Source organism: Gimesia maris, from assembly GCF_008298035.1.
Lineage (GTDB): Bacteria > Planctomycetota > Planctomycetia > Planctomycetales > Planctomycetaceae > Gimesia > Gimesia maris.
In genome coordinates this window covers 2,004,516-2,017,482 of sequence record NZ_CP042910.1, presented here as the reverse complement: position 1 = coordinate 2,017,482, position 12,967 = coordinate 2,004,516, and the positions used below count along the sequence as shown (strand labels likewise).

The window sequence follows — 12,967 nt, the reverse complement described above, 5'->3', positions numbered from 1 at the left end:
CTTTTCTGACAGACAATCCAAAACAAACTGTTGTCATTTCAATCCACAAACAGAAATTCATTCGACGAAATCAATGCCCGGCACAGACTCTGCCAGGTTCGCAGTTCTTTTTGTTCCGCAGGCAAGTCCAGATCTGCCAGTTCCCGCCGATACAGTTTCAGATAAGCCAGCGCCTGTGCGGTTTCTTTCTCAGTCGCCGATCGACCGAAGATACGTTCGTAAATCCGATTGACTTTCGCCGACTCTTTCAGATGTGTTTCATGCAGAATCGACTCGGCGAAGTCCTCTGTATTCTGCATGATAAATTTGCTGTTCATCATGAATAAGGCCTGCGGTGCGACTGTGGTATGCACCCGGTTTCCAGACAGTACACTCGGATCCGCAAAATCAAAGGCCTGCAGCACCTCATACAGGGCACTGCGGATGATCGGCAGATAGACCGAACGCCGATTCGTCTCATAAACCACCGGATCCACATTCCGCGTGCTCGTCACATATTTGCGATTCTCCACAGTCAGCAGCGAGCCCCCCATTTCATAATCCAGTTTCCCACTGACGGCCAGAATCGAGTCCCGGATCGCTTCTGCTTCCAGACGCCGTCGATTCATGCGCCACAGCAGGCGATTCTCGGGATCAACGGCCGCCATCTCCGGATCAAATTCGGTACTCATCTGGTAAGTAGCCGACAGCATGATCAGACGATGCAGGTCCTTGATCGACCAGCCGTTTTCCATAAACTGCACTGCCAGCCAGTCCAGCAGTTCCGGATGTGAGGGGCGTTCCCCCAGTTTTCCAAAGTTGTCCGTCGTTCTGACAATACCGGTACCAAAGTGCCAGCGCCAGATTCGATTGACCATCACCCGCGCCGTCAAAGGATGAGTATCACTGGTCAGCCATTCCGCCAGTTGAAGTCGGCCACTCCGCTGATCATCAATGGGCGTCTGCTCTTCCCCTTCAATAATCCGCAAGAACTGGCGGGGAACTTCATTGCCCAGCGTAAAGTGACTGCCTCGCAGATGCACCTTGATGTTTTCCGGTTTCTGCTCGGAAACCGCCATCGCGGTCGGATACTCGGGCAGTGCTGCCGTTAACTCTTTTTTCTTACCCCGTTTTGTTTTGAGCTGCGTCAGTAACTCTGCTGTATAATTCTTCTCGCGATCTTCCGGTAATGCAAACGGCCCTTTGGAATCATACAGCACACTGCGTATCGCTTCCCGCTTCGGATCTGGCAAGACTTTCGCAGCCTGTCCCGCTTTCGTTTTCTGGTACGACTGCCACTCCTGATCCACCTCAGCAAACAACGCCTGGTACAATTCGGCTGCTTTCGCCAGTCGCTGCTCTTCCGGCACTGTCTTGATAACCTCAAAGCGTTGATCAGTCTCAACCAACTCCTGCGGCACTGTTCCACTCTGAATCAGTTCATTCCAGACCACAAACGGAGAACCCTTTTCTCCTGCCGTTTTTTTCAGGTATTCCGCCCACTGCAGCAGGAATCCCCCCACCAGCGTCTGCTCAGGCGGTGTCAGGGCAGCAACGCGGTTTTCAGTCTGGCCGGTAGTAACATTCGGCTTGGCAATCAGCAGTTTATCGATATGCGGAAATACTTTTTTACTCTCCAGGCGGACCCGGTTCAGACCGGCTTTGAACTGATAAATCCCCTCTACTTTCCACTGCTGTGACTTGGGATACCAGCTGCCCGTCACTTCACCAGCGACACTGTCATTGACCAGGTTTCCATTAATCAACAGCTGCACCGGACGCGCCGCTGCCGCCGCATAACGAAGCTCCACCTGGTAGCGGCCTGCTTCCGGAATTTCGACCTCATACTCGGCGATATTCGGCAGCTTCCCGGCGTTATAGATGACACCAATTCCCTCGCCGTAACCGGTCGTGGATTTGACAACATTACCCGACTGATACGCTTCCGCTTCCAGCAGAATCGCAGACTGCGATTCATACAGCCGGGGATCAGCGCCAATCGACTGCGCATCGCTGTTCTGCAGATCGTGGTAATTCTTGATCTCAGCCGCCAGCAGATAAGCGGCTATCTTCCCACGCTCCTGCTTCAACAGTCGCTCGTCTGCTTTGCCTGTGATTGATTGAATCTCAGCGTCCAGCGCAGCGATCTGCTGTTTCTGTTTCTCCAAAGCTTCAATTTCAGACGGGCTGGCCAGCAGCTGTTCCTGCCAGCGGGCCACCACTTTGAAGTTTTCCATCGTCTTCGTACTTTTGAAGATACCGGCCAGCGAGTAATAATCTTCAATCGGAATCGGGTCGAATTTATGTGTATGACAGCGGGCACACCCCAGCGTCAGCCCCATGAAGGTCCGCCCTACGGTATCCAGTTGCTCGTCGATGATATCCATCTGCATTTTCGTCTGATCATCTTCGGCCAGCATCTTGGCGCCGATCGAAAGAAAACCGGTCGCCGTGATCTTTTCGTTACGATTTTCAGCATCATCACGCGCCGCCAGAATGTCTCCCGCCAGTTGTTCCTGCAGAAACTGATCGTAGGGCTTATCCTTGTTGAACGCGGCAATCACATAATCGCGATACCGCCAGGCATTGGCATACGCCAGGTTTTCATCCAGCCCATTCGAGTCGGCGTAGCGGGCCACATCCAGCCAGTGACGCCCCCAGCGTTCCCCATAACGAGGCGAAGCCAGCAGGCGATCAATCACCCGGGCAAACGCCTCCGGCGATTCATCGTTGAGAAAAGCTTCGATCTCCGCGCGCGTCGGTGGCAGCCCCGTCAAATCAAATGTCGCACGACGGATCAGCGTCTCTCGATCTGCAGCAGGCGCAGGTGTTCCCCCCGACGCTTCCAGTTTTGCAAGAACAAAGAGATCGAGTGGACTTTTCCCCCAGTCAGTATCGTTCACTTCAGGCAGCTTCGGTTTACGAGGAGACTGGAAGGCCCAGAATTCCTGCTGCGCCTTCGTAAACAGCGGGCCGTCCGGCGTTTCCTGTTTCAATACCTCGACCGGTTTTGCATCAGGCCAGTAAGCACCGCCGCGAACCCACTCTGTCAGATCAATGATCGCTTTTTGAGACAGCTTATCCTTGGGAGGCATGTGTAATTGACCGCTATGTTTGACGGCACTGATCAACAGGCTCTGGTTCGGTTTTCCTGCGACAATCGCCGGGCCCCTTTCTCCGCCAATCACCAGACCCGCGAATGTATCAACCCGCAAACCGCTCTCAATCGAATCCTCGCTGTGGCAGTCATAACAATGCTTGATCAGCAAAGGGCGAATCCGTTTTTCGAAGAATTCTGCTTTCTTCAAGTCCGCTTCTGACGCGAACAAGGGACACAGCGCAGTCAGGCTGACAATTAAACTCAATCCCCAAAATACCAGGAGTTGTCGTTTCATTTATCTGCTTCCGGGAGGGCACGTGTGTGTATGAAGTAACTCTCGACTTACCAACGTTTTTCTACGGGTAGAATGCGTACGAATCCTCATCAGTCAATCTACCACCCAAAGGATTATATATTATATATAATCAGATCGCTGACGCAAAGTCAACCACAGAACATCAACTGATACCGACTTTTAAGAAATGAGCACTTCGGGGCAGATTTTTATGAATCAGCCAGGAATCGCCCCTCACACGTTGTTCGCTCCACCACAAACCAGGCAAAAAAAACACGCCCCGGAATTGAGGCGTGCGATTTGATTTTAAATGGACATCAGCCACCGCTTACCGCTGCACCACTCCGTATTCGGCCTGCAGTTGTTTCACCACATAATCCATCAGTTGCTGTGCTTCCCCGGATGTCAGAGTATGCAGTGCATCACGGAACAACATGCGAATCGTCAGGCTCATCGCGCCTTCTCCCACGCTTTCACCAGAGAAGGTATCGACGCAGATCACGCTTTCCAGTTCCGGTTGCAGTATGAAATCGGCTCCCGCATCCTTTCGCGGTTCCGTTTCCAGATTTTCCACAGCAGATGCGAATGCCTTTTCCAGGGAGGATTCAATTTCGGCATAATGCAGATCACTGGGAACGACAATCGAAATATCGCGGGCAATTACCTGTGTTCGGGCCAGCCCTTTGAACATGCCCGGCGGTGACTTTACGGTAATCAGTGTCGACAGATCCAGTTCGAATCCATACAGAGGCACGCGCGCCCGATCCTTGATGCCCAGCGTTTCCAGATCAATGCGTCCCAGTGCTCCAATACGCTGCTGGCCCTGGCTGATTACGGCGAACTCTTCCCCCCGATATCCGTTCGCCGGTGTATCACTGGCAAACGTGCAACCATCCACATTCAGATGTGAGAGCAGATTCTCCACCAGCCCCTTGGCACGCAGGAAGTCAATCTCTTTTTCCGAAGCAATCCAGGCGGAATCATTTACAGGTCCCCCCAGCACGCCTCCCAGCATCCAGCGTTCATCAATCTCGCTATTCTGGCGGAATGTCCGATCGACTTCGAAGAACCGGAAGCTGCTGGCACCACGCCTGGCATTGCGTTCTGCCACTTCAACCAGGCTGCCTACCAGGCTCTGTCGCAGTGTGGTCATCTCTTTGGAAATCGGGTTCTGTACCTGGATCGCGTCTCCGGGCCACTGGCTGAAAGAGAGAGCAATCTGTTCGGTCGTTAAAGGTGGCGTACGACATTCCAGGAAACCGTTGCTCGTCAGAAAACCGGCAACACTGTTTCGCAGATTGTCGGTATCCGAAACGCGCCCTTTGGTTGTCGTCGCCATCATCGGTTTCATGTCAATACTGTCATATCGCAACAGGCGGGCCACATCTTCCGCCAGTACAACTTCATTGTTCACATCGACGCGCCAGGTCGGAACAGAAATCGTGAGGTCATCCTCAACCTGCATTTCCAGACTGGTCAGACAGTCCTTGATCTGTTTGTCACTGATGTTCGCGCCCAGAATCTTGGAGACGCGTGCGGCACTTAATGTGAACTGAGTCGACTGCTTGACGCTCGGATAACTGTCCGTAACGGTTGAAGCGGGACTGGCGGCTGACAGTTCCGCATCCTGCAGCAGCTCGGCGGCACGGTTGAACGCGCCGCTCAGCATGCCGTTGGGATCGGTGCCCCGTTCGAAGCGATAGGAAGAATCGGTGCCAATCCGCAGTTTGCGGGCAGAAGTTCGAATGCAGACCGGATCAAAACAGGCCGCTTCCAGCAGAATCCGTTTGGAGTCTGTCGTGGTCTGCGAATCCCAGCCTCCCATGATCCCGGCCAGCGCAATCGGCTTTTCCCCATCCGCAATCACCAAAGGTTCGTGAGTTGCATCCACTTCTGCTTCATCCAGCAGCTTGAGTTTTTCCCCGTTCCGAATGCGACGGACTTCAATCTGATTCCCTGTGAGGGAATCGAAATCAAACGCATGTAGTGGCTGGCCCCATTCGAGCATGACAAAGTTGGTAATATCCACCACATTGTTGATCGGCCTCAATCCCGCGGTCTGCAAACGACTTTGCAGCCAGTGGGGAGACGTCCGCACCTGCACGCCATCAAACACCTGGCAGGTATACCGCGAACAAAGTGATTCGTCCAAAATCTTGACGGTGACCGCATCGCCCTTAGCTGACTGCGAATTCAACTCGCGGGCACTGGGATATTTCAATTCCATTCCTAATACAGCGGCCACTTCGCGGGCAACGCCGATCATCCCCAGACAGTCGGGACGGTTGGGAAGCACCGAGACTTCGACCAGTGATTCTTCAATCGGTGAAACAGAAGGCAGGCTTGCGCCCAGCATCGCTTCGTCATTGAAAACCTGCAATCCGGTTGAGCGGGCAATCAGCCCCAGTTCGCCGTCCAGGCAGAGCATGCCCTGTGACTTAACGCCTTTGAACTTGCCTTCACCAATCAATGCGCCACTCGGCAGCTTCGTACCGGAGACCGCGACAGGTACGCCCCAACCAGTTTCAACAGGATGCGAAGAGGCACAGACGATGGTAATCAGTTTCCCTTTTTCGATTTCCACCTGGCATTCATACAACGCGCCCGTATCACCCAACGGCTTTTTCTCGCGAATAAACCCGATGCGGATCGGCGCCAGCGCTTCGGCCAGATGAAATTCTTCTTCGACTTCCAGGCCGACAGTCATAAAAGCGTCGAGCAGTTCCTGTTCTTGACAGTCTGACGCCAGGTAATCGCGCAACCAACCAGTATTAATTCGCATCGTTCTCTCTTCTTATGCCAGAATATTCGTGCCAGGTTTTACCAGGAAAAATGGATTAAAACTGACGCAAAAACGCTTCTTCATTTTCGTACATCAGCCGGATATCACTGATCCCGTGGCGAATCATCGCCATCCGGTCCAGTCCCAGACCAAAGGCAAAGCCCTGCCACTGTTCCGAATCCACGCCCCCCGCCTGCAGCACTTCAGGGCGAATCATGCCAGCTCCCAGGATCTCCAGCCATTTGCCGTTAAACATCACATCCACTTCCGCGCTGGGCGTGGTGAACGGGAAATAACTCGGCCGGAAACGCAGTTGCACGTCTTCGCCAAACAAAGCACTCGCCAGCTGATACAGTACCCATTTCAGATCAGCAAAGCTGATATCCTGATCGATGGCGATCACGTCCAGCTGATGGAAAATCGGAAAATGGGAAGCATCAATTTCATCGCGACGGTAACAGCGTCCCGAAGTCATCGCCCGCAACGGCGGTGGCCCGAACTGTTTCATTGCCCGGGTCTGAAAAGCCGATGTATGGGTGCGGAGCACATTTCCGACAGTCGTGTAGAACGAGTCGTGCATATCCCGTGCGGGGTGCCAGTCGGGTGTATTTAATGCGTCGAAGTTGAAGAATTCGGTTTCGACTTCAGGATAATCATCGTAGCGAAATCCCAGACCGATCAGAATCGATTTCACTTCTTCCATGGTCGCCATCAGGGGATGTCGATGACCGGGCAGGGATCGAACCCCTGGCAGCGTCACATCGATGGCATCAATTTGTGGTCCGGTCTTTTCGCTGGCTTCCAGAACTTCTTTCTTCTCGGCCAGCGCGGTCTGGATGCTCTCTTTGACGGCATTCAGCGTTTTACCAAACTCCCGTTTTTCTTCCGGCGATAATGACTTCAACTGCTGCTGCAGTGATTTCAGTTTTCCCTTTTTCCCCAGGTACTGGACCCGTACTTCGTCCAGCTCTGCAAGATTTTGTGCCGCCGCGATGCTCTCCATGGCGGCTTCTACCAGCGCGTCATTATTGTCAGACATTTTGATTCTTCAGATTTTCGAATATTCTGTTTATGGATTCAGTACTCTGCATGGTCTCTACTCGCTCATATCTCATGAATTGACAACGAGTTGCGCGCAAAGTCCGCCTGAGATCGGGATTGTAACTATTCCTGCTGCTTTCTGCAACTACCCCCACGGCCTGCTGGCCCCCATTCAACAGAAGCCCTGAACAGCTTTAAGCTTAGCAAGATCAGTGGTTTGCACAGACTATGGACAGACCTGCATAAGGGTCTGACAGGCAGATGGTCTCACAGGTTCTCATCTGTGAATTTCAAAGACTAACGGTCGCGAATTACCCGTTGAGAATCTCGGTAACGACATCGCCGTACACGTCGGTCAGGCGGAAATCGCGGCCTGCGTAACGATAAGTCAACCGCTTGTGATCCATGCCCATCAGATGCAGCAGCGTGGCATGCAGATCGTGAATATGAACCTTATCGCGGGTCGCATAGTAACCGTACTCATCGGTTGCCCCATGGACGTGTCCTTTTTTGACCCCCGCACCAGCCAGCCACATCGAATACCCCTGCGGATTATGATCGCGGCCATTTTTCCCCTGCGCGATGGGAGTCCGTCCGAATTCGCCGCCCCACACAACCAGGGTATCGTCCAGCAGTCCCCGCTGCTTCAAATCCGCCAGCAGCCCGGCGATGGGCTTGTCGACCATTTTCGAATTCCGTTCGTGACCGTTTTTCAAGCCGCTGTGCTGATCCCATTTATTATTTCCCAGCGCGACTTCAATATATCGTACCCCCGCTTCGGCAAAACGACGCGCCATCAGACACTGCCGACCGAAGTTTTCGGTGGTTTTGTCATCAATGCCATACAATGCCTGCGTCTCTTTGGTTTCCGAATTCAGATCCATCAGTGCAGGAACTTCCGACTGCATTCGGAACGCCAGTTCATACGAATTGATCACGCCTTCGATTTCGTTATCCACCTTGACCTGCGTCAGATGTCGTTCGTTCATTGCCTGCAACAGGCCCAGTTGTTTGCGCTGTTGACTGACCGAGACACCGTTGTTGGCCAGAAAGCGGATCTGTGCTTCTTTCGCTGCAGTGTCGGCATCACCAATCGCGGTCCCCTGGTAGACAGCCGGTAAAAACGCACTGCCGTAATTGCGTACGCCCCCATGCCCACGTGAAGGACAGATCGAAATGAAACCGGGCAGATTATTGTTCTCGGTTCCCAGCCCATACACCATCCATGAGCCAACGGAAGGCCTGACCAGGCTGTCCGAACCAGTATGCAGCTTCATCACTGCCTGGCCATGCGACTGACCGTTGGTATGCATCGAGTTGATCACGCACAGATCATCAGCGTGCTCAGCGACATTGTCAAACAGTTCAGAAATCCACAGACCGCTCTCGCCCCGCTGCTTGAACTTCCATGGCGATTTCATCAACCGCAGATTTTCCTGTGAAGACTTCTCAATGTTCTTCGCCGCCTTGAATGGCAGTCGCTGACCATCTTCCTTATTCAGACGGGGTTTGTAATCGAACGTATCCACATGACTCGGCCCGCCATGCATAAACAGGAAGATGACCCGTTTGGCCCGCGGTTCAAAATGAGGCGTCTTCGACATCAGCGGAGACTGAGACTTCAACGCGGCTTCCGCGCTCAAACCGGCCAGCGCCATGTAGCCAAAGCCACACGCTGAGGATTTCAACATCTGTCGTCGTGAAATATTGAGAGCTTCCATAACGGTTCATTCTTCATATGAAGGCGAGTGAATCCAGTGATTCACACTATCATTTAGTTCAAAAAGCGAAATTCGGTCGACGCAAACAGGATCTGGCAGTACGAAGCCCAGGCCTTTTGCACCGCCGCTTTCGCATCAGTATGATCCTGGTCATTCTGTTGCTTGAGAGAATCGATATACTGCACCGCTTCGGTCTGTTCCGCTGCCGTCGCTTCCCGCCCCAGGCAGGCCAGGTACAACTGTGAAACACGCTGGCGATCATTCTGCTGTGTGTCAGACAACAGTTTTGACGCGGTCTGCTCCGCCTGAGAAACCACGAACGGACTGTTCATCATAAACAGCGCCTGAGCAGGCACTGTTGTCACCGGGCGATTTCCTACCAGCATTTCCGGAGCCGGAAAATCAAACACGGTCAACGCCGCCGGCACATTGCCGCGTACGATCGGCAGATAAATGCTGCGCCGAAACTCGGACGGATTCTGGTCCACCTTTTTATTCCGGTTCGGACTGATCGCCTGCTCGGGATAGTGCGCCACCGAAGAGCCCCCCTGCGCCAGATCGAGTTTCCCTGAAATCGACAGGACGGCATCACGGATTTTTTCTGCGGACAGACGGCGGCGATTCATCCGCCACACCAGGTGGTTCCCCGGATCTTTCTGATATCGTTCTTCACTGAAGTCAGAACTCAGGCGATACGTAGAGCTCACCATGATCTCGCGGATCAACGTCTTCATCGACCAGCCTTCCGCGACAAACCGCTGTGCCAGATAGTCCAGCAGTTCCGGATGCGTGGGCTGCTCACCCAGGTGACCGAAGTTATCGACACTGCGAACCAGCCCGTTTCCGAACAGGTGCTTCCAGATACGATTCACCATCACACGGCTGGTGAGTGGATTCTGCGACTGACTCAACCAGTTGGCCAGTTCCAGACGTCCACTCTGCTGCGGACTCACGGTCGGCGGATCCTGCAGTGAAGCAATCGTCAGAAATCCGCGATCAACCTTATCACCCAGCTGATGAATATTTCCCCGCCGTGCAATCCGGTAGTCCGCCGGGTCAGGCTGCTCACCCACGGCCAGCGCCATCGGTACCGGCGGCGGTGCATTCTCTTTTAATTTCGCCAGCTCCGATTTGAGCGATTTGACACTCGCCTGCAGTTCCTTAATCTGTTTCTGCTTCTCAGCAGTATCGGGATTTGCTTCTGTTTTTTTTGCCAGCTTCACATCCGGTTTCGGCAGTTCAAACTGGGGCAGGAACTGAACCGCATCGACCACCACATAGCCGGAAGCCCCCTTGTTGGAGATTTCCACATAGCCGGCTGTTCCTGCTGCGAACTCAAAACTTCCCAGTGAAGTGAAGATGCCGTCTATCGGGCCCTGCTTCGTCTGGTCTACGTTGACCGTCTTCAGCCCCTGTTTCGTCTGAATCGTTACAGGCACCTGACTCGCACGGCCGTTGCTGCCCGGAAATGCAAACCGGACTTCATACTTACCAGCGGCTGGCAGATCCGGGATGAAGCGAATTGCCTTTTTCCCCTGCTCCTCGTTCATATCATGCACGTAACCGACGCCCAGGTAATTTTTGGAATAAACCGATTCCTGCCAGGCACCCGTTTTCTTCGCCTCGGCATCGTCGACGACAATTCCCGCGAGTTCTTTCAAACGCTGCTGCTGACTGGTGTCCCCCTGCAGTTTCTTTAATGTATCAGACTGAGACTTCAGTTTTTCTTCCAGCGTTTTCAGATCGGTTTCATATTTCTTAATCGCAGCCGCATGCTCCGGTTTGATCGGCAGTGGACGCGTCATCCAACCTGAAACAAACTGGTTGTTCAAGCGGTTACCATGCACGGTTTCCGTACTGCGAAAGATCCCGGCGAGTGCGTAATAATCGGTCATCGGAATCGGATCGAATTTGTGATCGTGACAACGGGCACAGCCCAGCGTCATTCCCATGAAGGCCCGCCCGGTCACATCGATCTGCTCGTCGACGACATCCATGCGGAGTTTTTCTTTATCACGCTCACTCAACATCTTGGCTCCCATCACCAGGAAGCCGGTCGCGACGATCTTCTCTGTCCGCTCTGCATCATTTTCAAACGGCAGCAGGTCGCCGGCGATCTGTTCGCGGATAAACTGATTGTAAGGCTTATCTTGATTGAAGGCTTGGATGACATAATCGCGGTACCGCCACGCATTATAAAACGTCAGGTTGATATCCAGCCCGTTCGAATCGGCATACCGCGCCAGGTCCAGCCAGTGACGCCCCCACGTCTCACCATATTGAGGCGACTCTAAAAGGCGATCAATCAGATGCTCGTACGCCTGGGGAGAAGGATCATTCACAAACTGCTCAATCTGTTTCGGCGTGGGAGGTAAACCGGTCAGATCAAAATAAACGCGACGCACCAGCGTCTGTCGATCCGCGCCTTTGACGGGCTTCATCTGTTTCGCTTCCAGCTTCGACAAAACAAAACGATCAATATCGTTGGTCGGCCACTCGCTTTGTTTCACTTCCGGAACAGTCGGCTTTGTCAGCGGCCGGAACGACCAGAATTCGCGTTCCTTGTCAAAGTCAAACGCCAGTTCTGATTTCTTCGCTAGCGGACTGGTCTTCACTTTTCCTTCCCGCGGATCGGGGGCGCCCATCTGAATCCACTTGCGAAAGTCAGAGATGATATTCGCCGACAGTTTCTCATCGGGAGGCATCGCGTAAAAATCGGGATCATGTTCAATCGCCTGCAGTATCAGGCTCGATTTCAGATTGCCAGGCACGACTGCTTTTCCCGAATCGCCGCCCATGCGAATTCCGGCCCGCGTGTCCAGTACGAACGAAGCGTTCTCCGGATCGGGTTCCCCGGCATGGCAATCGTAACAATATTCCACCAGCACGGGACGGATTTTGTTCTCGAAGAATTCAATCCCGGCCTGCTTCTGCTGCAACGCCGTTTGTGGATCTTCCGCATACGCGTTCTGATTGAAGACACAGACAACGGCAAGACTCAGGCAGGACAGATAAAGGAAAGGACGCAAAGCAGTTCTCCTTCTCGAAGCTTTCAGATGAACGCACTCAATAGGCTTAGGGAAGCTCACTCTCTGGGATTGAAAGACAGGCAGGAGGGAATCAGTAAACTCTGATCAGGCCTGAATTTTAATCATCGTCCAGTATAACGCATCAACGTCGATCCATGAACTAAATAAACGTGATTTCCACGCAGTTTCAGGCTATTCCCGCGCAGAACTTACCAGATCAGCACGAAACGCAGGCAAAACACTTTTATTAACGAAATAAAGAAATCCCGTAGCTGCTGGACCACACAAGATTGCACGGATCAGCGGCGTAAAACAGGTCGTTGTGATGGAGAATGGATGCCTATTTACATTCGTTTTTGCTACCACGAAAAACACGAAAGAACACGAAAAATCTTCGGGTAGGCCCGAATGCAATTCGGGCCGAGCGCAGCGAGCAGGAGGTCTCAGCTCACAAGATCAATTCATAACATAGCCACCAACTGAAATAATTTATCTTGAGGAACACATACGATTCACATCGTCTGCCCTGCAACCTCCTGTTGCCTCTGGCAATACCGGATTACATCCGGTACCACCCACTTCTTCTCCAGGCTTACCAACACAGTAATTTCTTGTCATTTCGTGGTAGCAACTTTTCACCCAAGCAATCAGTCAACTCAGTCAGTTTTTTCACTTCATCGCCAACTGAACTCCCGAACGTTTACAGCGTTCGCTCAGGTAGCATCCGCCCCTCTCTTTTCTTTCACGGATCGATATTCAAGTTCATTCCAGTCAAAGCGTCCGACCCAGTACTGGTGCTCCTCGTCATAGTCGATCACCGCAGGCGTTTCCAGAAAATCCGGTTGGCCAGTTTCATCGATGTCATCTGGCTGGCTTAATATGACTTTCATCCCGCGCGAAAACTGCACTCCCTGTTCTTCCAGATCCTTCCATGTCCCAGCACAAAGCAGGATCGCATTTCGATCCCGGTCCAGTTTATTAAAGTCAGCATAGATTCGCGGAATTGTCATTTGAAACCTG

Annotated in this window: 6 protein-coding genes; all 6 read right to left on the bottom strand. The window is 52.8% G+C overall.

What is annotated here, in order from left to right:
• Window positions 1-38: 38 nt before the first annotated feature.
• The 6 genes from GmarT_RS07645 to GmarT_RS07620 all read right to left on the bottom strand — a co-directional run bounded on the left by GmarT_RS07645 (window position 39) and on the right by GmarT_RS07620 (window position 12,957).
• On the bottom strand, window positions 39-3,374 hold the full coding sequence (locus tag GmarT_RS07645) for a DUF1553 domain-containing protein (RefSeq protein WP_002645994.1): 3,336 nt from the start codon (window positions 3,372-3,374) through the stop codon (window positions 39-41).
• Between the two features lie 328 nt (window positions 3,375-3,702).
• Window positions 3,703-6,156: a phenylalanine--tRNA ligase subunit beta gene (gene pheT, locus GmarT_RS07640; protein ID WP_002645995.1), complete on the bottom strand. Its 2,454-nt coding sequence runs from the start codon at window positions 6,154-6,156 to the stop codon at window positions 3,703-3,705.
• A gap of 55 nt (window positions 6,157-6,211) precedes the next feature.
• The gene (gene pheS / locus GmarT_RS07635) at window positions 6,212-7,195 is read right to left on the bottom strand and encodes a phenylalanine--tRNA ligase subunit alpha (RefSeq protein WP_002645996.1); all 984 of its coding nucleotides are present in this window, start codon (window positions 7,193-7,195) and stop codon (window positions 6,212-6,214) included.
• Between the two features lie 313 nt (window positions 7,196-7,508).
• Window positions 7,509-8,918: a DUF1501 domain-containing protein gene (locus GmarT_RS07630; RefSeq protein ID WP_149302515.1), complete on the bottom strand. Its 1,410-nt coding sequence runs from the start codon at window positions 8,916-8,918 to the stop codon at window positions 7,509-7,511.
• A gap of 53 nt (window positions 8,919-8,971) precedes the next feature.
• Complete coding sequence (locus GmarT_RS07625; RefSeq protein WP_002646000.1) at window positions 8,972-11,947, bottom strand: DUF1553 domain-containing protein; 2,976 nt, start codon at window positions 11,945-11,947, stop codon at window positions 8,972-8,974.
• A 713-nt stretch (window positions 11,948-12,660) separates the two neighbouring features.
• Complete coding sequence (locus tag GmarT_RS07620) at window positions 12,661-12,957, bottom strand: hypothetical protein (protein ID WP_044237491.1); 297 nt, start codon at window positions 12,955-12,957, stop codon at window positions 12,661-12,663.
• Window positions 12,958-12,967: the final 10 nt, after the last annotated feature.